At 63.2% G+C, this 21,335-nt stretch carries 22 protein-coding genes; 20 read left to right on the top strand and 2 right to left on the bottom strand.

From position 1 onward, the window contains the following. Positions 1-21 precede the first annotated feature (21 nt). Both priA and ACQUSY_RS05610 read left to right on the top strand, forming a co-directional pair. Complete coding sequence (gene priA, locus ACQUSY_RS05615) at positions 22-771, top strand: bifunctional 1-(5-phosphoribosyl)-5-((5-phosphoribosylamino)methylideneamino)imidazole-4-carboxamide isomerase/phosphoribosylanthranilate isomerase PriA (RefSeq protein WP_428903525.1); 750 nt, start codon at positions 22-24, stop codon at positions 769-771. Continuing rightward, entirely contained in the window at positions 752-1,522 is a 771-nt protein-coding gene (locus ACQUSY_RS05610) for an SseB family protein (protein ID WP_428903524.1), read from the top strand. The genes priA and ACQUSY_RS05610 overlap by 20 nt, the downstream gene beginning before the upstream one ends. 86 nt (positions 1,523-1,608) lie before the next feature. Here ACQUSY_RS05610 and ACQUSY_RS05605 read toward each other — a convergent pair whose 3' ends face one another. Next, on the bottom strand, positions 1,609-1,968 hold the full coding sequence (locus tag ACQUSY_RS05605; RefSeq protein ID WP_254367692.1) for a DUF1844 domain-containing protein: 360 nt from the start codon (positions 1,966-1,968) through the stop codon (positions 1,609-1,611). 294 nt (positions 1,969-2,262) lie between these two features. Here ACQUSY_RS05605 and infC point away from each other — a divergent pair, with 294 nt between their 5' ends. The 10 genes from infC (at position 2,263) to pheT (ending at position 11,771) form a co-directional block, all read left to right on the top strand. Next, positions 2,263-2,895 (top strand): translation initiation factor IF-3, encoded by a 633-nt coding sequence (infC, locus tag ACQUSY_RS05600; protein WP_428903624.1) that lies wholly within the window; start codon positions 2,263-2,265, stop codon positions 2,893-2,895. Between the two features lie 63 nt (positions 2,896-2,958). Beyond that, positions 2,959-3,153 (top strand): 50S ribosomal protein L35, encoded by a 195-nt coding sequence (gene rpmI / locus ACQUSY_RS05595; protein ID WP_428903523.1) that lies wholly within the window; start codon positions 2,959-2,961, stop codon positions 3,151-3,153. A 33-nt stretch (positions 3,154-3,186) separates the two neighbouring features. Further along, positions 3,187-3,573 (top strand): 50S ribosomal protein L20, encoded by a 387-nt coding sequence (gene rplT / locus ACQUSY_RS05590; RefSeq protein ID WP_217337872.1) that lies wholly within the window; start codon positions 3,187-3,189, stop codon positions 3,571-3,573. A 119-nt stretch (positions 3,574-3,692) separates the two neighbouring features. Further along, on the top strand, positions 3,693-4,499 hold the full coding sequence (locus tag ACQUSY_RS05585; protein ID WP_428903522.1) for a TrmH family RNA methyltransferase: 807 nt from the start codon (positions 3,693-3,695) through the stop codon (positions 4,497-4,499). A 240-nt stretch (positions 4,500-4,739) separates the two neighbouring features. Beyond that, positions 4,740-5,489 carry an amino acid ABC transporter ATP-binding protein gene (locus tag ACQUSY_RS05580; RefSeq protein ID WP_428903521.1) on the top strand — a complete coding sequence of 250 codons (750 nt, stop codon included), beginning with the start codon at positions 4,740-4,742 and terminating at the stop codon, positions 5,487-5,489. Positions 5,490-5,523: 34 nt separating this feature from the next. Next, the gene (locus ACQUSY_RS05575; protein WP_428903520.1) at positions 5,524-6,438 is read left to right on the top strand and encodes a glutamate ABC transporter substrate-binding protein; all 915 of its coding nucleotides are present in this window, start codon (positions 5,524-5,526) and stop codon (positions 6,436-6,438) included. Between the two features lie 63 nt (positions 6,439-6,501). Continuing rightward, complete coding sequence (locus ACQUSY_RS05570; RefSeq protein ID WP_428903519.1) at positions 6,502-7,158, top strand: amino acid ABC transporter permease; 657 nt, start codon at positions 6,502-6,504, stop codon at positions 7,156-7,158. After that, entirely contained in the window at positions 7,155-8,057 is a 903-nt protein-coding gene (locus ACQUSY_RS05565; RefSeq protein ID WP_428903518.1) for an amino acid ABC transporter permease, read from the top strand. Before ACQUSY_RS05570 ends, ACQUSY_RS05565 begins: the two co-directional genes overlap by 4 nt. Before the next feature lie 148 nt (positions 8,058-8,205). Continuing rightward, positions 8,206-9,246 (top strand): phenylalanine--tRNA ligase subunit alpha, encoded by a 1,041-nt coding sequence (gene pheS / locus ACQUSY_RS05560; RefSeq protein WP_428903517.1) that lies wholly within the window; start codon positions 8,206-8,208, stop codon positions 9,244-9,246. Beyond that, complete coding sequence (gene pheT, locus ACQUSY_RS05555; RefSeq protein ID WP_428903516.1) at positions 9,246-11,771, top strand: phenylalanine--tRNA ligase subunit beta; 2,526 nt, start codon at positions 9,246-9,248, stop codon at positions 11,769-11,771. The genes pheS and pheT overlap by 1 nt, the downstream gene beginning before the upstream one ends. 86 nt (positions 11,772-11,857) lie before the next feature. Here pheT and ACQUSY_RS05550 read toward each other — a convergent pair whose 3' ends face one another. Further along, positions 11,858-12,571: a helix-turn-helix transcriptional regulator gene (locus tag ACQUSY_RS05550; protein ID WP_428903515.1), complete on the bottom strand. Its 714-nt coding sequence runs from the start codon at positions 12,569-12,571 to the stop codon at positions 11,858-11,860. A 462-nt stretch (positions 12,572-13,033) separates the two neighbouring features. Between ACQUSY_RS05550 and ACQUSY_RS05545 the strand changes: the two genes are divergently transcribed. The 8 genes from ACQUSY_RS05545 to argH all read left to right on the top strand — a co-directional run bounded on the left by ACQUSY_RS05545 (position 13,034) and on the right by argH (position 21,329). After that, positions 13,034-13,675, top strand: a complete 642-nt coding sequence (locus tag ACQUSY_RS05545; RefSeq protein WP_428903514.1) for a DUF4956 domain-containing protein — start codon at positions 13,034-13,036, stop codon at positions 13,673-13,675. Further along, entirely contained in the window at positions 13,675-14,430 is a 756-nt protein-coding gene (locus ACQUSY_RS05540; protein ID WP_428903513.1) for a polyphosphate polymerase domain-containing protein, read from the top strand. The genes ACQUSY_RS05545 and ACQUSY_RS05540 overlap by 1 nt, the downstream gene beginning before the upstream one ends. Before the next feature lie 241 nt (positions 14,431-14,671). Further along, complete coding sequence (gene argC / locus ACQUSY_RS05535; protein ID WP_428903512.1) at positions 14,672-15,718, top strand: N-acetyl-gamma-glutamyl-phosphate reductase; 1,047 nt, start codon at positions 14,672-14,674, stop codon at positions 15,716-15,718. After that, positions 15,715-16,872 carry a bifunctional glutamate N-acetyltransferase/amino-acid acetyltransferase ArgJ gene (argJ, locus tag ACQUSY_RS05530; protein WP_428903511.1) on the top strand — a complete coding sequence of 386 codons (1,158 nt, stop codon included), beginning with the start codon at positions 15,715-15,717 and terminating at the stop codon, positions 16,870-16,872. The genes argC and argJ overlap by 4 nt, the downstream gene beginning before the upstream one ends. Further along, complete coding sequence (gene argB / locus ACQUSY_RS05525) at positions 16,869-17,774, top strand: acetylglutamate kinase (RefSeq protein ID WP_428903510.1); 906 nt, start codon at positions 16,869-16,871, stop codon at positions 17,772-17,774. The genes argJ and argB overlap by 4 nt, the downstream gene beginning before the upstream one ends. After that, positions 17,771-18,979: an acetylornithine transaminase gene (locus tag ACQUSY_RS05520; protein ID WP_428903509.1), complete on the top strand. Its 1,209-nt coding sequence runs from the start codon at positions 17,771-17,773 to the stop codon at positions 18,977-18,979. The genes argB and ACQUSY_RS05520 overlap by 4 nt, the downstream gene beginning before the upstream one ends. Next, positions 18,976-19,911: an ornithine carbamoyltransferase gene (argF, locus tag ACQUSY_RS05515; RefSeq protein ID WP_428903508.1), complete on the top strand. Its 936-nt coding sequence runs from the start codon at positions 18,976-18,978 to the stop codon at positions 19,909-19,911. The genes ACQUSY_RS05520 and argF overlap by 4 nt, the downstream gene beginning before the upstream one ends. Then, complete coding sequence (gene argH, locus ACQUSY_RS05510) at positions 19,908-21,329, top strand: argininosuccinate lyase (protein WP_428903507.1); 1,422 nt, start codon at positions 19,908-19,910, stop codon at positions 21,327-21,329. Before argF ends, argH begins: the two co-directional genes overlap by 4 nt. Positions 21,330-21,335: the final 6 nt, after the last annotated feature.

Raw genomic sequence — 21,335 nt, 5'->3', positions numbered from 1 at the left:
CATTTGCTTCATAGAGGACTCATGAACGACTTCACGAACACTCCCGCTTTGGCTCTTTTGCCGGCTGTCGACGTCGCGGGAGGCAAGGCTGTGCGCCTGACTCAGGGCGAGGCAGGCTCAGAAACGAACTACGGCGACCCCGTTGACGCTGCTGCCCAGTGGCAAGAGCAGGGCGCCGAATGGTTGCACCTCGTTGACCTGGACGCTGCGTTCGGTCGCGGTGCTAACACTGCGGTGATCCGCCGCGTCATCAAGCAGGTGCGCGGTCTGAACGTTGAGCTGTCTGGCGGCATCCGTGACGATGCGTCGCTCGAAGCCGCACTCGAGACCGGCGTCACCCGCATCAACCTCGGTACCGCTGCACTGGAGAACCCGGAGTGGGCTGCCAACGTCATTGGCCGCTACGGCGAGGCGATTGCCGTCGGTCTGGACGTGCGCGGAACCACGCTGGCGGCTCGCGGATGGACGCAGGACGCAGGCGACATTTGGGAAGTTCTCGCCCGACTCGAAGACGCCGGTTGTTCGCGCTACGTTGTCACCGACGTGACGAAGGATGGCACGCTGCGCGGGCCGAACCTCGAATTGCTCCGCGAAGTGTGCTCGCGCACCGTCAAGCCCGTTGTTGCGTCGGGTGGTATTTCTTCGCTTGACGACATCGCTGATCTTCGCGACCTGGTTCCGCTCGGTGTTGAAGGCGCAATCATCGGTAAGGCACTGTATTCCGGTGCGTTCACGCTGGCAGAGGCCCTGGATGTCGCAGGAGACAACTAACACTGGCGATTCGGCTGGCGTTCCCTGGGAAGGCCGCCGATTCGAACCCAACCCGGCTGCTGGCGATGACGGCTCTGCCGACTCGGCACTGTATGCCGCACTCACCAACTTCCGTGATGGTTCCGGCGATCAAATCACCATTGTCGAAGCCCTGCGCACCGCGCGCGTTCTCATCCCGTTGATCGCTGAAAAGGGTGACGAGGGGGTCGGACCGACGGGCCTTGCGGTCGATAAGACGCAAGAGCTGTCGATCGTGACGGTTGCCGCACCCGATGGCCGCACGGTGTTGCCGATCTTTTCGAGCGTTGACTCGATGCGCACGTGGGATCCACTAGCCCGGCCGATTCCGGTGGCGGGCGTTCGTGCGGCTCTGTCGGCAGCCTCCGACCAGACCGACCTGCTTGTTGTTGACCCGACAGCTGAGACCGAGTTCGTCGTGCGCCGCCCCGCGGTCTGGGCGCTCGCGCAAGACGAGGCGTGGGTGCCGAGCCACGAGTCGCCTGAGGTTTTCCAAGCGTTGCAAGAGTCGGTCGGCACGGAGCTTGCCGTCATCGATCTCACTGTCGCTTCCGGCGACCCCGACGCGCGCCTGCGCGGCCCCGAGCTCATCGTGACGCTTCAGCTCGTCGACGGACTCGACCAGACGCAGCTCGATGCCGTGTTGCAGCGACTCGCGCAGCGGTGGGCGGCGGACGACCGCATTGCGGTGCTTGTCGACTCGCTGTCAGTCAAGCTCCAGCGCGCGAACTAGCGCCACCCGCGGCCCAATACGAGGCCGCCCACAACGCAAAGCGGGCGCCGGTGCCGTGCACCAACGCCCGCTTGTGGCTGTTGTGATTAGTTGACCGGACCGGTCCACTTTTCGCCCGGTCCCTTGCCGATCGGGTCGGGGATTGCCGATGCCTCACGGAAAGCGAGCTGCACCGAGCGCAGGCCATCGCGCAACGAGCGCGCGTGCATGTCGCTGACCGCGGGTGCACCCGCGGTGATGAGGCCCGCGAGAGCGTCGATGAGCTTGCGTGCCTCATCGAGGTCGATCTGCTGTGCCGCATTCGGGTCGTCGGCAAGACCGAGTTTCACAGCAGCAGCGCTCAGCAGGTGAACTGCGGCGGTCGTAATGACCTCGACCGCGGGAACATCGGCAATATCGCGTGCAGCTTCAGACGCTGCCTGGTCCGCTTTTTCCCACTGCGCCAGGCGCTCAGGGTCGTGTTCGTGGCTGTTTTCTGCCGGAATCGTGTTCACGTCTAACTCTCTGCTAAACTAATGCGGGCTCTGGAGCATTACGCTCCAGTACGAAAGTGGATCACATCCCACCCGCGCTTGCCGTTCTAGGCTACCGGGTCTGCGCTCCGCCTCCGAATCTGTCGGGGGTAGTTAGGGTGCATAGCCGACGTCTCACGTCGTGCGGGTGGAGTGATCATACCTTCGCCCGCGGTACGAACCCTCGTATTGCGGTGGCCATGAACCACGCATCCAGAGGAGTTCCGCATCAGCGATCCCCGCACCAACGAGCGCATTCGCGTTCCGGAGGTTCGACTCGTCGGCCCCGGTGGCGAACAGATTGGCGTTGTCGCCATTCAGGTCGCGCTCCGCCTCGCACAGGAAGCAGACCTTGACCTTGTTGAGGTTGCTCCCAACTCGAAGCCTCCCGTCGTCAAGATCATGGACTACGGGAAGTTCAAGTACGAAGCTGCTCAGAAGGCTAAGGAAGCTCGCCGCAACCAGGCGAACACCGTCCTCAAGGAGGTGCGTTTCCGCCTGAAGATCGATGCACACGACTACGAGACCAAGCGCAAGCGCGCTGAGGGCTTCCTCAAGACTGGCGACAAGGTCAAGGCAATGATCCTGTTCCGCGGTCGTGAGCAGTCGCGTCCCGATCAGGGCGTTCGTCTGCTGAAGAAATTCGCAGAAGACGTCGCAGAGTTCGGAACCGTCGAGTCGAACCCGACGATCGACGGCCGCAACATGGTGATGGTGATCGGACCGCACAAGAACAAGTCTGAGACGAAGGCTGAGCAGAACGCTGTCCGTGCAGCGTCGAAGCAGGCAGCACGCGACGCTCGTACCGAGAAGCCGTCTGCTCCCGAAGCAGCCGAGTCCGCAATGGACTCTGCCGAATAGGCACATAAGCCTCGCCCCCGGGCGAACCAGACGCCCCCAGGGCGAAACATTAAGGAAGAGAAGATGCCGAAGCAGAAGACCCACTCGGGCAGCAAGAAGCGCTTCAAGGTCACCGGTAGCGGCAAGATCATGAAGCAGCAGGCAGGTATGCGCCACAACCTCGAGGTGAAGGCCAGCAAGCGTAAGCGTCGCCTGAACGCCGACCAGGTTGTATCTGGCAACGACTTCAAGGTCATCAAGAAGCTCCTCGGCCGCTAATAGCGCCCGTTTGAAGATTAGGAAACACCAGAAATGGCACGTGTAAAGCGGGCGGTTAACGCCCACAAGAAGCGCCGCGTTATTCTCGAGCGCGCATCCGGTTACCGCGGACAGCGTTCGCGTCTCTACCGCAAGGCCAAGGAGCAGGTCACCCACTCCCTCGTCTACGCATACCGCGACCGTCGCAAGAACAAGGGCAACTTCCGTCGCCTGTGGATCCAGCGCATCAACGCTGCGACCCGTGCAAACGGCATGACGTACAACCGCTTCATCCAGGGCCTCGGCCTTGCTGGCATCCAGGTTGACCGTCGTATGCTCGCTGACCTCGCGGTCAACGACGCGGCTACGTTCACGAAGCTCGTTGCTGCTGCTAAGGCTGCTCTGCCTGCAGACGTCAACGCACCGAAGTCGGCTGCGTAAGCACTTCGCTTTTTCCAAGGGCGTCCTCCACTGCGGAGGGCGCCCTTGGTGCATTGTTGGTGCGGTGAATTCCTGTGCCGTTCCGCGGCCGGACGATGCCGTCACCCTAGACTGAAGACGTGCTCGAGAACCCACGGTCCCCGCGTGTCCGCGCTGTTGCCAAGCTGACGAAGCGCAGTGCGCGTAACGAGTCTGGCCTCTTCCTCCTGGAGGGCCCGCAGGCCGTGCGAGAGGCATTGCAGTACCGCGCTGACAGCATCGTTGATCTTTACGCGACACCCAGTGCGTGGGAGAGGCACACCGACCTCCGCGACGGTGCCGAAAAGCACGGGATTTACGTCACGCTCGCGAGTGAGGCTGTCGTTGACGCGATGGCAGACACGGTCACGCCACAGGGTGTTGTCGCGGTCGCGAAGCAATGGCCGGCTAGCCTCGATGATGTTTTCGCGGCCAAGCCCGTTTTGCTTGCGGTGTGCGAGCAGGTGCGTGACCCCGGAAACCTCGGAACCATCATTCGCGCCGCAGATGCGGCTGGCGCTGATGGGGTGATCCTGACCGGCAAGACGGTCGATCCGTACAACCCCAAGGTCGTGCGCTCGACGACCGGTTCACTCTTTCATGTGCCGATCGTTGTGGGTGCCGATGTCGTCGACGTTATGGAGCGTTGCCGTCAGGCCGGGCTCGCGGTGATCGCGGCTGATGTTAAGGGGGAGGACCTCCTGGAGGCCCGGTCGGCTGGCGTGCTGGCGAGGCCGACGGCCTGGCTGTTCGGCAACGAGGCGCGTGGTCTGGAGGACGAGGTTCTCGCGATGACAGATCGGGCGTTGAAGCTCCCGATCTATGGTCGTGCCGAGTCTCTCAACCTGGCGACGGCAGCGAGCGTGTGCCTGTACGAATCGGCATTCGCGCAGCGCACCGCGGGCTAGTGCGTATACCGCAAGACCTACCCCAAAAAACAACCAAGCGCTCGTTTGTTTCAGTCGAGTAGCAGGGCTCATGCCCAAAACCGTCATCGTGCACAAAATGACGGTCGATTTCGTCATCCCATGCGCGAAATAGCGTGACGCCGAGATAATCACCGAAATCTACGGATTTGATTGTTACGACTACGTAACCGTCGCGCGCGCAGGTGGCTGAAATGCCCCTCAGGCTTCTAGTGTCGAGGCATGACAGAGAGCGGACAGCCCCTTGTCGTGGTCAAAGACGTACAGAAGCACTATGGCGACTTCCACGCACTCAAAGATGTAAACCTCACCGTGAACAAGGGAGAGGTCGTTGTCGTTATCGGCCCGTCTGGTTCCGGTAAGTCGACACTGTGCCGCACGATTAACCGTCTTGAGACGATCACGAGCGGTTCGATCACGATCGACGGCACAGAACTCCCCGCCGAGGGTAAAGCTCTCGCGCACCTGCGCGCGGAAGTGGGAATGGTCTTCCAGTCGTTCAACCTCTTCGCGCACAAGACGATCCTGCAGAATGTGACCCTCGGGCCCATTCAGGTGCTGGGCAAGAAGAAGGCTGAGGCAGAAGCCGAAGCCATGAAGCTGCTCGAACGCGTTGGCGTTGCCCACCAGGCACAGAAGATGCCGGCCCAGCTCTCCGGTGGCCAACAGCAGCGTGTTGCCATTGCGCGCGCACTCGCGATGCACCCCAAGGTCATGCTGTTCGATGAGCCGACGTCGGCTCTCGACCCTGAAATGATCAACGAGGTTCTCGACGTCATGATCGAGCTCGCGGCCGAGGGCATGACGATGATCGTCGTCACCCACGAAATGGGCTTCGCACGCAAGGCCGCGAACCGCGTCGTCTTCATGGCCGACGGCCAGATCGTCGAAGAAGCGACTCCTGACGAGTTCTTCACGAACCCCAAGAGCGCTCGCGCCAAAGACTTCCTTTCTAAGCTCCTCACGCACTGACGTGAGAAAAAGTAACCCTACCAAGGAGGAAAACATGCGTAAGTCACGCACCCTGACCGGCATCGGTATTGCAGCCGCTGCTCTGCTTGCTCTCACGGGTTGCCAGAGCGGCACCCCGGGCGACGGCGGAACCGGTGGCGACGGCGGCGACGCTGGCGCCGGCTCGGAGAACCCGTGGACGGTAGCCACCGACGTCAAGCTTGAAGGCTCGCCCACGTTCGACAAGATGACCGCTGACGGCAAGGTCATCGTCGGTGTCAAGGAAGACCAGCCCGGTCTCGGCTACCTTGACGTCACCACCAACGAGCGCACTGGTTTCGATGTTGACATCGCTCGCTGGGTCGCAGCTTCGCTCGGCTTCGATGAGGACGCCATCGAGTTCAAGGCCATCCCGTCGGCAAACCGCGAGCAGGCCATTGTCAACGGCGACATCGACTACTACGTCGGTACCTACTCGATCAACGACAAGCGCAAGGAACAGATCGACTTCGCTGGTCCGTACTTCATCACCGGCCAGGGTCTGCTCGTCGCGAAGGACAGCGAGATCACCGGTGAGGCAGACCTGAACAAGGACACCACGGTGTGCTCCGCAACGGGTTCGACGCCGATCCAGAACATCAAGGAGAACTTCCCTGAGGTTCCGACCAAGGAGTACGACCTGTACTCGCTCTGTGTCGAAGACCTGATCAGCGGCAAGGTGCAGGCAGTCACCACCGACCAGGCCATCCTCATCGGCTACGCCGCCAAGGACCCGGACCTGATCAAGGTTGTTGGCGAGCCCTTCTCGGTTGAGAAGTACGGCATCGGTCTCCCCAAGGGTGACGACGCTCTGCGCGAGCACATCAACACCATGCTGACCGATGGTGGCGACGTCTGGCAGGGTATCTTCGACAAGAACCTGGGTGACTCGGGTATCGAGGTCGAGCAGCCCGCGGTCGACAACTACTAAAAAGTCGAAGGGGGGGCGGAACCGTTCGTTCCGCCCCCCTCATCTGTTGCAGAGAGGAGGAACATGGACGCCATTACCGGCAACCTCGATCTATGGGGTGAAGCGATCGGTAACACGCTGATCCTGTTCTTCGGTGGTGCAGTTCTCGCACTTGTCTTGGGTACACTCGTCGGCGCTATGCGCGTTTCACCGGTGCCCATTGCCCGCGCCGTAGGAACGGTTTACGTCAACTGGATCCGAAACACGCCACTGACTCTCGTCTTCTTCTTCTTCGTCTTCGCTTACCCCCAGTTGGGTCTGCCGAAGATTGACTACGTGCCGACGGCAGTCATTGCCCTCGGTGTGTACACGGCGACATATGTCGCCGAGGCGATTCGTGCTGGCATCAACACTGTTCCAGTTGGTCAGGCAGAAGCGTCGCGTGCGATTGGCCTCAACTACGGTCAGGTCATGTCGCTGGTGGTCTTGCCGCAGGCCTTCCGTGCCGTGGTTCCGCCCATGCTTTCCGTGCTGATTGCACTCCTGAAGAACACCACCGTCGCTGCTGGCTTCTCGGTTGCTGAGCTCGCCGCCGTTCGTGCGGCCATCGCTGACAGCGCCGGACGCCCCGGAACCATGCTCGAAGTTCTCCTGTGGGTTGCCCTCATCTTCGTGGTCCTGGTCTTGCTCCTGAGCTGGCTCCAGCGCTTCCTTGAGAACAAGTGGAGGATCGCACGATGACTTCTGTTCTTTACGACGTTCCCGGCCCCAAGGCCATTCGTCGCAACCGCATCCTCGGTGCTATCACCGTCCTGGTACTGATTGCCATTATCGGGTTCGTGATCTGGCGTCTCATTGAGACCGGACAGTTCACCGCGCGCAAGTGGGCGGTCTTCACGTACGCCAGCGTGTGGACCGATCTGGTGCTGCCAGCGCTCGCCAACACGCTCATCGCGTTTGCCGTGGCAGCCGTGGGCTCGCTCATCTTCGGCATCCTGTTGGTCATCGGCCGCCTCAGCGACCACCGCGTCGTGAGCGTCGTTGTCACCTGGATCACTGAGATCCTCCGTGCCGTTCCGGTGCTCGTCATGATGATGCTGGTGTACTTCGGTTTGCCGGTGCTCGGGCTCAAGACGACCCCCTTCATTGCTGTTGTTGCTGCTCTCATTGCGTACAACGGTTCCGTTCTCGCCGAAGTTTTCCGTGCGGGTATTGAATCGCTGCCACGCGGTCAGGGTGAAGCGGGTTACGCGATCGGCCTCCGTAAGAGCGGTGTTATGGCGTTCATCCTGTTCCCGCAGGCTATTCGCGTCATGATGCCGGTCATCATTGCTCAGCTTGTTGTGACGCTGAAAGACACGTCGCTCGGCTCGATCATCACGTACGACGAGTTGTTGAAGCTCGCGAAGAACCTGATGAGCCAAGACGGCCGCCCGATCATCCCGACGACGATTGTCGTCTCGGTGATTTACATTTCGATGTGTTTGCTGCTGTCGTGGGTTGCCCACATCGTGCAGAAGCGCGTCTCCGCATCGCCGAAGGCTATTCGCCTCGAAGCTGACGAGACGGCCGTTATGCACGAAGGCACGGTGACCGAGGTCATCGCCGCGCAGACGACGCCGAAGAAGCCAAAGCGGTAAAACAACCCCGCGCCAAGACATGGTGCCCGCCGGTGAGTATTCCCGGCGGGCACCATCGGCGTTTCTGGGGGAGCGGAACCAGGGGAGCGGAACTACGGAACCGGGGGTGCGGAAATAAGGGGCGTGACGGCCGGTAGACTCGGTTATTGTGTCTGACTCACCAAACATCACTCCGGAAGCGGTCGCCGCAGCCGTGCAGGATGCCCTGGCCGCGTTCGCCGCAGCTGAGGATACTGCCGCGCTGAAGGCGGCTCGAGCCGCGCACTCTGCAGAAGGTTCGCCCCTTGCGAAGCTCAATGCATCGTTGCGCTCTGTCGCCCCCGAAAACAAGGCCGAATTCGGCAAGCTTGTGGGGCAAGCCCGAGGTGAGGTGAACAAGGCCTTTACGCAGCGCGAGGAAGAACTCGCGCAGGCAGAAACGGCCGCTCGCCTGGAGGCAGAGCGCGTCGACATCACCGCAATCGCTTCGCGCACGCGCGTGGGTGCTCGCCACCCGCTGACGTTGTTGCAGGAGCAGATCAGCGACATCTTTGTCGGCATGGGGTGGGAAATCGCCGAAGGCCCCGAGCTTGAGCACGAGTGGTTCAACTTCGACGCCCTGAACTTCGACGAAGACCACCCGGCACGCCAGATGCAGGACACGTTCTTCGTTGACCCGGTCGCTCGTCACCTCGTGATGCGCACGCACACGTCACCGGTACAAATGCGCTCGATGCTCGAGCGTGATGTTCCGATCTACGTGTTGTGCCCGGGGCGTGTGTATCGCACCGATGAGTTCGACGCGACGCACCTGCCCGTCTTCAGCCAGTTCGAGGGTCTGGTCGTTGACAAGGGCATCACGATGGCGCACCTCAAGGGCACGCTTGACCACGCCGCCAAGGTGCTGTTCGGACCCGAAGCGAAGACGCGGTTCCGCACCAACTACTTCCCGTTCACGGAACCGTCGGCGGAGCTGGATCTCTGGCACCCCACCTTCAAGGGTGGCGCCCGGTGGATCGAGTGGGGTGGCTGCGGCATGGTGAACCCCAACGTTTTGCGTGCCGCGGGGCTTGACCCCGAGGTGTACTCAGGATTCGCGTTCGGTATGGGCATTGAGCGCACGCTCATGTTCCGTAGCGACGTTCAAGATATGCGCGACATGGCCGAAGGCGATGTTCGCTTCAGTGAGCAGTTCGGAATGGTGGTCTGATGCGCGTCCCGCTTTCGTGGCTTCGCGAATACGTTGACATTCCGGCGGAAGCAACGCCCGAAGACATTCTCGCGTCGCTGGTTTCCGTCGGCTTTGAAGAAGAAGACGTTCACACGTTCGAGCTGACCGGCCCGATCGTTGTGGGTCAGGTTCTCGACTTTGTCGAAGAGCCGCAGTCCAACGGCAAGACGATCCGCTGGTGCCAGGTGCAGGTTGCTCCCGAGGGAGAAACCGCCGCTGACGGCGGCGAAGCCATTCACGGCATCGTGTGTGGTGCGTCGAACTTCCTCAAGGGCGACAAAGTCGTTGTGACGCTTCCGGGTGCCGTGCTGCCCGGCCCGTTCCCGATCGCCGCGCGCAAGACCTACGGTCACGTCTCCGACGGCATGATGGCCTCGGCGAAGGAACTCGGTCTCGGCACCGACCACGCCGGCATCATCCGTCTCGCCGAGTTCGGCGTTGACGGCCCGATCGGTTCTGACGCGCTCGCGTTGCTCGGTCTCGATGACGTTGCCGTTGAAATCAACGTCACGCCTGACCGCGGCTACGCCATGAGCCTGCGCGGTGTCGCGCGCGAATACGCGCTGGCTACCGGTGCTGAATTCCGCGACCCGGCAGATGTTGACTTCGCCGCTCTCGAGCAGGGCACCGGCTTCCCGCTGACCGTGCAAGACGACAACCCGATCCGTGGCAAGGCCGCGGTCAACGAGTTCGTCGTGCGCGTTGTTCGTGACGTTGACCCGTCGCGCCCGACGCCGCCATGGATGGTCGCGCGCCTCACGCTCGCGGGCATCCGCTCGCTCGGCATCCTGATCGACATCACGAACTACGTGATGCTCGAGCTCGGCAACCCGCTGCACGGCTACGACCTCGACACGCTCACCGGTGGCATCACCGTGCGCCGCGCGCACGAGGGTGAAACCTTCGAGACCCTTGACGGACAGAAGCGTAACCTCCACGTCGAAGACCTCCTCATCACCGATGACAAGGGTCCAATTGGTCTTGCCGGCGTGATGGGTGGCCTGCACTCGGAGATGAGCGGAACCACGAAGAACGTCCTCATTGAGGCGGCAAACTTCGACACGGTTTCGATTGCGCGCTCGGCTCGCCGTCACAAGCTGCCGTCCGAAGCGTCGAAGCGCTTCGAGCGTGGCGTTGACCCGCTCATCGGCTTCGTTGCCGCTCGCCGCGTGGCCGACCTCATGGTCGAACTTGCCGGTGGTACGCACGACACCACCGGTGGCGCCCTGTTCACCGAGGTCTTCACCGAGGCCATCGCGCTACCGCACGGTTTCGTGTCTGGCCTGATCGGCGTTGACTACACGTCAGAAGAGGTCGTTGACGCACTCACGCGTATCGGCTGCGACGTCACCGACGAGGCTGACTCGTACGAGGTCGTACCGCCGACGTGGCGCCCCGACCTCACCGACAAGTGGACGCTCGCCGAAGAGGTTGCGCGCGTACACGGCCTCGACCGCATTCCGTCGGTGCTGCCGACGCCGCCGTCGGGCCGTGGTTTCACCGCTGCCCAGCAGGCTCGCCGCCGTGTGTCCAACGCGCTGGCCGCAGCAGGCTTCGTCGAGACCCCGTCGTTCCCGTTCACGACGGCTGAGGCGAACAACCTGCACGGTTCCGCCGCCGGCGACGAGCTGCCCAGCATTAAGCTGGCCAACGCTCTCGACGGTCAGGCGCCGTTCTTGCGCCGCTCCCTGGTTCCGGGTCTCCTCGCCGTTGCTCACCGCAACGCCTCGCGCGGACTCACCGACCTGTCGCTGTTTGAAACCGGTGCGGTCTTCCTGCCCGAACCGGGTGTCGAATACGGCACCGTCGACGTTCCGCCGCTGGGGGAGCGCCCGAGCGAAGAGACGCTGAACGCGCTGTTCGCGGCCATCCCGCCGCAGCCGCGCCACGTTGCGGTGCTCCTCGCCGGCAATATCGCGCCGAAGCAGCCGGGCCGTGCCGCCGAGGCTGCCGGTCTTGCCGAAGCCCTCGACGCCGTGCGCGTCATCGCTGCTGCCGCCGGCGTTCAGATTGACGTGGTTCAGGGACAGCGCGCGGCGCTGCACCCAGGGCGCACGGGTCTGCTGAGCATCAACGGAACCACGGTGGGCTACGTGGGTGAAGTTCTGCCCGCGGTTGCCGAAGAAGCAGATCTGCACGGCCGCGTTGTCGTCGCCGAGCTCGACCTCGACGCTGTGATTGACGCTGTCGGTGCCCTCCAGGTCGCCGAGAACCTGAGCAGCTTCCCCGCGGCAACGCAGGATGTGTCGCTCATTGTTCCGGCGGAGGTTCCGGCGGTCGAGGTTGCCGCGGCGCTCGTTGCGGGTGCTGGCGATCTGCTGGAGTCAACGCGTCTGGTTGACGACTACCGCGGACAGGGCGTAGACGAGGGTTCCAAGAGCCTCACGTTTGCACTGCGCTTCCGCGCCGGAGACCGCACGCTCACGGCCGCTGAGGCGACCGAAGCGAAGCTCGCCGGTGTGACTGTCGCCGCCGAGAAGTTCGGCGCGCAGATCCGCGACTAAGAATTAACGAAAAGACCTCCGGGCGCGCACATGCGCTCCGGAGGTCTTTTCGTTGTGCTGGCAGCCAGCCCGCTGGTTCCGCAGCCCTATTCGGCAGACTTTGCCTGCTCAAGGTACGAGTACGCGGTCACGCGCGAAATACCGAGACGTTTCGCGATGGCCTCGACCGACTTGCGCATTTGGGTCGCGCCGCGCTGATCCAGACGCTGCAACACGAGGATCTTGTCGTCACGCGTCATCTGGGTGACCGGAACCCCAATGTCAGTGATGACTTCGGTAATCATGGCGTCCATGACCGTGACGAGGTCGGTTCCGAAGTGCTCGCGCGGAGAGGCGCCGGTGCGCTCGTCGGGCATGAGGGCCTGGAGCGCGAGCTTGGCGTTCTGCAGGGGGCTGAGGTCGACGTTGACGCACAGTGACGCGATGATGCTGCCCTCGTCGTTGCGGAAGTACATCGATGAACAGCGCAGGGGGCGACCGTCGCTCGTGGTTGCGCTGAAGCCGAACGCATTCTGCTCGCCCTGACGATCACGCATCACATCAAGACCGAGTGACGTTGACGGGCCGCCGACCTTGCGGCCGGTGACGTGACCGTTTGTAATCGCCATGATCGTGTGGTCGAGATCGACATCGCTGCCATCGAGATTGTGCAGCACGACCTCGACGTGGGGGCCGGCGGCTGACGCCAGCGTGCGCAAGACAGGGCCGTACAACTCGAGCACTTCGCCCGCGTTCTCAAACGTGCGATTGACGCTGCCGCCGGCAAACATGTCGGTGATATCGGGAACCCCTGTGTTCATGTACCCATCATGCTTTACAAAATGTCTCTACACCCTTTTACAAATTGTCTATTGCACGTACATGCTGTCTAGGTCGCAGTGGTTTATCGACAACGTACGTGGGGACGGCGTTGCTGTTCCCTCCTGTATTCACGGAGCAAGGAGGCTCACATGGCGGTTGGTGGCGATCGACTAAATCTCACCCCGAAGCAGCGCAAACCCATTGCTGGGGGTGCCATCGGCACCCTCTCCGGTGGTCTGATGGCTCCGAGCTCGACAACATCCTGGTTGAAATCGACGTGGTGGCAGCGCTTCCGCAGGCGTAATTCGCGCGACCAATGAGAGTGGCGGACGAGTGGGTAATCCACTCGCCCGTCACTTTTTGTTCACTGTCGCAATACCTATGGAAACTCTTAGTGACGATTTAGAGGTGGCTTAGGGGTGGTCTCCACGATGGAAATACCAAGACCTCAAGGAGTCATCATGGCCACGCAATCCATCATCATGCTGGGCGCGAACCTCGCCGCCGTTCTCATCCTCACACTCGCGTTGTACTACCCGCGTCATCACCGGCGTGACCTCGTTGTCGCCTTCACCGGTGTCAACATCGGTGTCTTCGCCGTCACCATCGTGCTCGGCTCAGCCGAGGTCGCGATGGGCCTGGGACTCGGACTCTTCGGCGTGCTGTCGATCATTCGCCTGCGGTCGTCAGAGATCTCGCAGCGCGAAGTCGCGTACTACTTCGCTTCTCTCGCCATCGGCCTGCTCTTTGGCCTCGGCAACGCTCAGCTGTGGGTTCCGGTCGCGCTCGCGGCATTGATTCTCACGGTCATGGCCGTCGTTGATCACCCGGCCGTATTTGCCAGCACGCGTCACCAGGTCATCAACCTCGATCGCGCCATCACGAACGACGAAGAACTGAAGTACACCCTGGAACAGCGCCTCGGTGCGACGGTGCGCTCGTTCTCGGTTGAGCGCCTCGACCTGGTGAACGACACCACCCTTGTCAACGTGTGCTTCCGGGTTCCGTCGACCAAGCGCCCCGTGGTTCCGGCACCGCCCGCGCCCCTGCGGTTCACAGCGCGTGCGCAGCAACCTGCAAGCGTGCTGACCGGTGGTGCCTGATGCGTGCCACACAGCGATTCGCCCCAATCAGTCTGCACGACCTCGTTTCCGACGCCGGGCTCATGACGAGGCTCGACCGCAAGTACCTTTTGCCGCTCGATGACGTTGCGCCGCTCCTTCACCAGCTCAACCCGGCGACGCGCGTTCTGCAAATCGATGATGAGCGCACGTTTCGCTACCGCTCGGTGTACTTCGATACGCCCGATTTGAAGAGCTATCACACCGCCGCGCAACCCCGCCGGCGCCGGTTCAAGGTGCGCACGCGTAGCTACGTTGACACCGGGGGAGCATTCATCGAAGTGAAGCTCCGCGGGCCGCGCGGCGTGACAGCAAAGAGGCGTCGCGAGATTGCTCAGACTGAGACTGATCGTCTCACTGATGACGTTCGTGCCGAGGTTGCCAACTTGCTTGAGTCCGGTGCCGTCGATGGTGCGATCGCGTGGGAGCTCCAGCCCACCGTGGCCTCCACCTACGAACGCACCACGCTGTTGGCTCACGAGGGGTACGCGAGGGCCACGATCGACACCGCGCTCGCGTGGGATGACCACGACGGTGACCGCCTGCGCATGGCCGACATGGCCATCGTTGAAACGAAGTCGTCAGCGCAACCGTCCGAGATTGATCGTCGACTGTGGCGCATGGGCTACCGCCCGCAATCGATGAGCAAATACGGCACCGGTATGGCGGCGCTGCGGCCGCATTTGCCGTCGAACCGCTGGACGCGATTGGTACGCGGGCCGTTCTCCGGCCACTGAATTTCGGCTTCATAACGGGGCGGCAGATTGCGAACGCGATTTGCCGCCCTCTGCCTTGGAAGAGTAACCTCACACCATGCCTTGCGCTCAGCCGTCGACCACGCTCGCTTCGAGCGTCTCTGTCGTGCGCCGACGCCGCGGCGGCCGCCGAATTTAGGCGACCCGCGTTCAGCGCTGCGTATGCAGAGGAATGCCGGTGTCGCCGCCTTGGGCCCCCATTCCGCTGAATTAAGGTAGAGATATGACGTATTCGGTCGCCGTATCCGGCGCATCCGGTTATGCGGGCGGCGAGATTCTGCGCCTCCTGGCAAACCACCCCGACGTTGAGATTCGCACGGTTACTGCGCACTCGAACGCCGGTCAGCCACTCGTGCAGCACCAGCCGCACTTGCGTTCGCTCACGCACCTGGAGCTGCAAGACACGACGCCGGAGATTCTCGCCGGGCACGATGTTGTCTTCTTGGCGTTGCCGCACGGTCAGTCGGGTCAGTACACCGACGCCCTCGGCGACACGCCTCTTGTGATTGACGCGGGCGCCGACCACCGCCTCACCGACCCCGCGTCGTGGGAGGCCTTCTATGGTGGTCACTTCAACGACCCGTGGACGTACGGCGTGCCCGAGCTCCTCGTCGGCGACGGTCGCAAGCAGCGCGAGAACCTCGTCGGGGCGAGCCGTATTGCCGCACCCGGCTGCAACGCATCGACCGTCAGTTTGAGCCTCGTACCCGGTATTGCTGCCGGCGTGATCGAGTCTGAAGACATCGTCACGGTGCTCGCAGTGGGCCCGTCGGGTGCTGGCAAGAGCGCAAAGACCAACCTTCTCGCCAGCGAGATCCTTGGTTCTGCTAATCCTTATGCCGTGGGCGGAACACACCGCCACATTCCCGAGATTCAGCAGGCGCTGAAGAACGCGGGTGCCGGAACCGTGACGCTGTCGTTCACGCCGGTGCTGGTTCCGATGTCTCGCGGAATCCTCGCGACCTCGACCGCGAAGATCGCCGATGGCGTCACCGACGCGCAGATTCGTGATGCGTGGGAGAGCGCGTACGGCAACGAAACGTTTGTGCAGTTGCTGCCCGAGGGGCAGTTCCCGCGCACCGCAGATGTCGTGGGCGCGAACACCGCGCTCATGGGCCTGGCTATTGACCATGCCGCTAACCGCGTCATCGTGGTGACCGCCGTCGACAACCTGGCCAAGGGCACCGCTGGTGCCGCAATTCAATCAATGAACATTGCGCTGGGGCTCAACGAGAGCACCGGCTTAAGCGTGAATGGAGTAGCACCGTGAGTGTCACGGCAGCACAAGGATTCGAAGCCGCAGGCGTTGCGGTCGGCTTGAAGTCGACCGGCAATCGAGATGTTGCTGTCGTCGTGAACCGCGGGCCGCTCAAGGTGGGTGCTGCCGTGTTCACGTCGAACCGCGCGCAGGCCAACCCCATCATTTGGTCGAAGCAGGTGTTGCAAGACGGCGTTGTTGAAGCTGTCGTGCTGAACTCGGGTGGCGCAAACTGCTTCACCGGTTCGTTTGGATTTCAGACCACGCACCAGACCGCTGAGAAGGCCGCCGAACTGCTGGGCGTGAGCGCAGGCGACATCGTGGTGTGCTCCACGGGCCTCATTGGGTTCGGTGACGAAGGCTTCCGTGCCAAGGTTCTCACCGGCGTTGAGCAGGGTATTGCCGAGCTGTCGACCGACGGCGGCGAAAACGCCTCGCTCGCGATCATGACGACCGACTCGAAGCCGAAGCGTGCTGTTGCCGAGGGCGACGGCTGGACGATCGGCGGCATGGCTAAGGGTGCCGGCATGCTGGCTCCGGGCCTCGCCACGATGCTCGTCGTCATCACGACCGACGCGGTGCTGACCGCTGAGCAAGCCGACCAGGCGTTGCGCGCAGCGACCAACGTCACGTTCGACCGCCTCGACTCCGACGGCTGCATGTCGACCAACGACCAGGTCACCCTGATGGTTTCAGGCGCTTCGGGCGTCACGCCTGACCTCGACGCTTTCACCGCCGCGCTGCGCGACGTGAGCGACAACCTCGCCGCACAGCTGCAGAGCGACGCCGAGGGCGCCAGCCACGACATCACGATCGACGTGCAGAACGCTGCGACCGAAGCCGACGCTGTTGAGGTGGGTCGCTCGGTTGCCCGCAACAACCTGTTTAAGGCCGCGATCTTCGGCAACGACCCGAACTGGGGTCGTGTGCTCGCCGCGATCGGAACCACGCAGGCAGCGTTTGACCCGTACGACGTTGACGTCTTCATGAACGGCGTGCGCGTCTGCACCGCCGGCGGCCCCGACCGCCCGCGCGAAGAGGTCGACCTGACTCCTCGCGCCACGAGCCTCGTGATCGACCTCAAGGTCGGCACCGCTGAAGCTCGCATTCGCACCAACGACCTCACGCACGACTACGTCCACGAGAACAGCGCCTACGCCTCATGACAGATAAAGAACTCCAGGTCACTGACCCCATCGCCGCGTCAGACCGCGCCGCGACGCTGATCGAATCCCTGCCGTGGCTGAAGCGCTACCAGGGTGCGATCATCGTCGTAAAGTACGGCGGCAACGCGATGGTCTCCGAAGACTTGCAAGACGCGTTCGCCGCTGACATCGCGTACCTCCGCTACGTCGGCATTCAGCCCGTCGTCGTGCACGGCGGCGGCCCCCAGATCTCGAACATGCTCGATCGACTCGCGATTCCGAGCGAGTTCAAGGGCGGCTACCGCGTCACGTCCACCGAAGCGATTTCGGTCGTGCGCATGGTGCTGACCGGCCAGATCAACCCGCAGCTGGTTGCCAAGATCAACGCCCACGGCCCGATCGCGACCGGTCTGTCTGGTGAAGACGCCGGCCTCTTCGGTGGCCGCCGTCGCGGTGTCGTTGTCGACGGCATTGAGGCCGACCTCGGCCGCGTGGGTGACGTCGTTCAGGTTGACGCGACCCCGGTGCTTGACCACCTCGCGGCTGGCCGCATTCCGGTCGTCTCGTCGATCGCACCCGACCTGGATCACCCCGGTCAGTCGCTCAACGTCAACGCCGATGCCGCGGCCGCAGCGCTCGCCGTGGCGCTCGGCGCCCAGAAGCTTGTCGTGCTCACCGACGTCGCCGGCCTCTACGCTGACTGGCCGAACCGCGATTCGCTGGTTTCGCACCTGAAGGCGTCGGAACTGCGCGAAATCATGCCGAGCCTGCAGTCGGGAATGATCCCCAAGATGCAGGCGTGCCTCGATGCTGTCGACGGCGGTGTTGGTTCCGCCGCCATCATCGACGGCCGCGTGCCGCACTCGGTACTCGTCGAACTATTTACCAGTAACGGAATCGGTACAGAGGTGGTTGCAGGATGACCTGGCAAGATGACGCAGCACGCGACTTGACGAGCCTGGGCGGACGCCTCGCGCTTCTCGAGCGCGGTGAGGGCTCAGCTGTCTGGGACGCCGACGGCCAGCGCTACCTCGACTTCCTCGGCGGTATCGCAGTGAACTCGCTCGGCCACTCGCACCCGGCATTTGTGAAGGCCGTGAGCGCGCAGGCAGCCGTGCTGTCGCACGTGTCGAACTACTTCGCCACGCAACAGCAGCTCGACATGGCCGCACGCCTCAAGCGCCTTGCAGAGACGGGGGAGTCGGGCCGCGTGTTCTTCGCGAACTCGGGCTCCGAAGCGAACGAGACCGCGATCAAGCTCGCTCGCCTGCACGGCGGCAAGTACGGCAAGTCAACGATCCTGAGCCTGAACCACGCCTTCCACGGCCGCTCCACGGGTTCGCTCGCGCTCACGCCGAAGCCGATGTACCAAGACCCGTTCCGTCCGCTGCTGCCGGGCGTGCAGCACATCGACAACACGATCGAGGCGCTCGAAGCAGCGTTCACCGATGATGTCGCGGCGATCTTCATCGAACCCATTCAGGGCGAGGCGGGCGTCGTTGAGCACCCCGAGGGCTTCCTCAAGCGTGCCCGCGAACTGGCCACCGAGCACAACGCGCTGCTCATCGTTGATGAGGTGCAGACCGGAACCGGCCGCACCGGCGCGTGGTTCGCGCACCAGCTGTACGGCGTGGTTCCGGACGCTATGACGCTCGCCAAGGGCATCGCCGGTGGCTTCCCGCTCGCCGCAATGGTGACGTGGGGCGACGCTAGTGACTTGTTCTACCCGGGCACTCACAACTCCACCTTCGGCGGCAACCCGCTCGCGACCGCCGTCGGCAACGCCGTGCTCGGTCACATCGAAGATGAAGACCTGCTCGCCAACGTGCGTGCCCGCGGTGCTGAGCTGCGTGCAGCCGTCGCGTCGCTGCCGCTGGTGACCGGAACCACGGGGCAGGGGCTGCTGATTGGTATTCACCTGTCGGCACCGGTTGCCGGAGAGGTTCGTGCTGCGGCACACGAGCTTGGTCTCATCATTAACGCGCCGACCGACGATGTCATTCGCATCGCGCCGGCCTTCACCATTGGCGACGCCGAGGTAGCGGAGTTCACTGACCTGTTTGGTCAGGCTCTTGCCGCTGTCGTTGCCGCCCACCCCGAACTTCGCACTGAGGAGAACAACTCGTGACCCGCCACTTCTTGCGTGACGACGACATCACGCCCGCCGAGCAGGCAGAAATTCTTGACCTTGCTGTCTCGCTGAAGGCAGACCGCTGGTCGCAGCAGCCGCTCGAAGGCCCGCAGACCGTCGCCGTGATTTTCGACAAGTCGTCGACCCGCACGCGCGTCTCGTTTGCCGTTGGTATCGCTGATCTGGGCGGCTCGCCGCTGATCATTTCGACTGCCAACAGCCAGCTCGGTGGCAAGGAGACCCCGGCTGACACCGCACGTGTGCTCGAGCGCCAGGTCGCTGCGATCGTGTGGCGCACCTACGCACAGGCAGGCCTCGAAGAGATGGCGGCTGGCACCCGTGTGCCCGTTGTCAACGCACTGTCGGATGACTTCCACCCCTGCCAGCTGCTCGCCGACCTGCTCACGATCAAGGAGCACAAGGGTGAGCTTGCCGGTCTCACGCTGTCGTTCTTCGGCGACGGCCAGTCCAACATGGCGCACTCCTACGCCCTGGCTGGCGCGATGGCAGGTATGCACGTGCGTGTCGCGTCGCCCGTCGACTACGCACCGCGCGAAGACATTGTCGCAGACGCTGACCGCATTGCTGCCGCAACCGGTGGTTCCATCACCCTGATGACCGATGTCAACGAGGCTGCCGCCGGCGCCGACATCATCGTCACCGACACATGGGTGTCGATGGGTAAGGAAGAAGAAAAGCTCGCACGCCTGCGCGACCTCGGCGCGTACAAGGTCACCCAGGAGCTCATGTCGCTGGCCGACGGTGAAGCGATCTTCATCCACTGCCTCCCCGCTGACCGCGGCTACGAAGTCGACGCTGACGTGATCGACGGCCCGCAGTCGGTTATTTGGGACGAGGCAGAAAACCGCCTCCACGCGCAGAAGGCCCTGCTGGTCTGGCTGCTCGCGAAGCAGGGAGAAGCAGCGTGACCGAAGAGCACGGAACCAATGAAGGCGCCCTGTGGGGTGCTCGCTTTGCGGGTGGACCGTCGGCAGCGCTCGCCGCGCTGAGTAAGTCGACGCACTTTGACTGGGCACTCGCCGACTACGACATCGCCGGTTCGCGTGCCCACGCGACGGCGCTGAACGCTGCCGGATACCTGACCGACGACGAACTCGTGGGCATGAAGAACGCCCTCGACCAGCTGCAGGCTGACGTTACCTCGGGTGCCTTCGTTGCCGCAGAGTCAGACGAAGACGTTCACGGCGCTCTCGAGCGTGGCCTGATCGAACGCGCTGGTGCTGAGCTCGGCGGGCGTTTGCGCGCTGGTCGCAGCCGCAACGACCAGATCGCGACGCTCGTGCGCCTCTACCTGCTTGACCACGCCGCGGTTATCGCGGGCGAGGTCGCTGGTCTTATCGACGCGCTCGCTGTGCAGGCTGACGCGCACCCGGGCGCCATCATGCCGGGCCGTACGCACCTGCAGCACGCACAGCCCGTGCTGCTCGCACACCACCTGCTGGCACACACCTGGCCGCTCGTGCGTGACCTGGAGCGTCTCCGTGACTGGCGTGAGCGTGCCAGTGTCTCGCCGTACGGTGGCGGAGCGCTCGCGGGCTCGACGCTGGGTCTTGACCCGCAGCTGGTTGCTCGTGAGTTGGGCCTCGCTCGCCCGAGCGAAAACTCGATGGACGGCACGGCCGCCCGCGACGTTGTCGCTGAGTTCGCGTTCATCGCGACGATGATCTCGATCAACCTGTCGCGTCTGGCAGAAGAGGTCATCATGTGGAACACCCGCGAGTTCGGCTTCGTCACGCTTGACGACGCCTTCTCGACCGGTTCCAGCATCATGCCGCAGAAGAAGAACCCCGACATTGCCGAGCTTGCCCGAGGCAAGGCTGGTCGCGTGTTGGGTAACCTCACCGGCCTGCTCGCCACGCTCAAGGCGCTGCCGCTCGCGTACAACCGCGACCTGCAGGAAGACAAGGAGCCTGTCTTCGACTCTGTCACGACGCTTGAGGTGCTGCTGCCTGCCTTCACCGGCATGATCGCGACGCTCACGTTTGATACCGACCGCATGGCCGAGCTGGCGCCGCAGGGCTTCTCGCTCGCGACGGACGTTGCCGAGTGGCTCGTCAAGCAGGGCGTGCCGTTCCGTGTGGCGCACGAGGTTTCGGGCTCGCTCGTACGCGCGTGCGAGATTCGTGGCATTGGCCTCGAAGACGCCGACGACGCGCTGCTTGCTCAGGTCTCCGAGCACCTGACACCCGAGGTTCGCAGCGTGCTGTCGATTGCTGGTTCGGTAGCCAGCCGCAACGGAACCGGTGGTACTTCGCCCGCACAGGTCGCGATCCAGCGTGAAGCGCTCGCAGAGCGCCTCGGCGATCTCGTAGCGGTGTGGTCATAGCCACAC

The sequence above is a fragment of the Microbacterium daqui genome (assembly GCF_050408675.1).
Taxonomy (GTDB): domain Bacteria; phylum Actinomycetota; class Actinomycetes; order Actinomycetales; family Microbacteriaceae; genus Microbacterium.
This window is presented reverse-complemented; position numbering and strand designations above follow the sequence as displayed.

Coding starts and splice junctions, on each gene's coding strand:
- priA (WP_428903525.1), top strand. CDS start 22: ATGAACGACTTCACGAACACTCCCGCTTTGGCTCTTTTGCCGGCTGTC.
- ACQUSY_RS05610 (WP_428903524.1), top strand. CDS start 752: ATGTCGCAGGAGACAACTAACACTGGCGATTCGGCTGGCGTTCCCTGG.
- rpmI (WP_428903523.1), top strand. CDS start 2,959: ATGCCGAAGCAGAAGACCCACTCGGGCAGCAAGAAGCGCTTCAAGGTC.
- rplT (WP_217337872.1), top strand. CDS start 3,187: ATGGCACGTGTAAAGCGGGCGGTTAACGCCCACAAGAAGCGCCGCGTT.
- ACQUSY_RS05580 (WP_428903521.1), top strand. CDS start 4,740: ATGACAGAGAGCGGACAGCCCCTTGTCGTGGTCAAAGACGTACAGAAG.
- ACQUSY_RS05575 (WP_428903520.1), top strand. CDS start 5,524: ATGCGTAAGTCACGCACCCTGACCGGCATCGGTATTGCAGCCGCTGCT.
- ACQUSY_RS05570 (WP_428903519.1), top strand. CDS start 6,502: ATGGACGCCATTACCGGCAACCTCGATCTATGGGGTGAAGCGATCGGT.
- ACQUSY_RS05565 (WP_428903518.1), top strand. CDS start 7,155: ATGACTTCTGTTCTTTACGACGTTCCCGGCCCCAAGGCCATTCGTCGC.
- pheT (WP_428903516.1), top strand. CDS start 9,246: ATGCGCGTCCCGCTTTCGTGGCTTCGCGAATACGTTGACATTCCGGCG.
- ACQUSY_RS05550 (WP_428903515.1), bottom strand. CDS start 12,571: ATGAACACAGGGGTTCCCGATATCACCGACATGTTTGCCGGCGGCAGC.
- ACQUSY_RS05545 (WP_428903514.1), top strand. CDS start 13,034: ATGGCCACGCAATCCATCATCATGCTGGGCGCGAACCTCGCCGCCGTT.
- ACQUSY_RS05540 (WP_428903513.1), top strand. CDS start 13,675: ATGCGTGCCACACAGCGATTCGCCCCAATCAGTCTGCACGACCTCGTT.
- argC (WP_428903512.1), top strand. CDS start 14,672: ATGACGTATTCGGTCGCCGTATCCGGCGCATCCGGTTATGCGGGCGGC.
- argB (WP_428903510.1), top strand. CDS start 16,869: ATGACAGATAAAGAACTCCAGGTCACTGACCCCATCGCCGCGTCAGAC.
- ACQUSY_RS05520 (WP_428903509.1), top strand. CDS start 17,771: ATGACCTGGCAAGATGACGCAGCACGCGACTTGACGAGCCTGGGCGGA.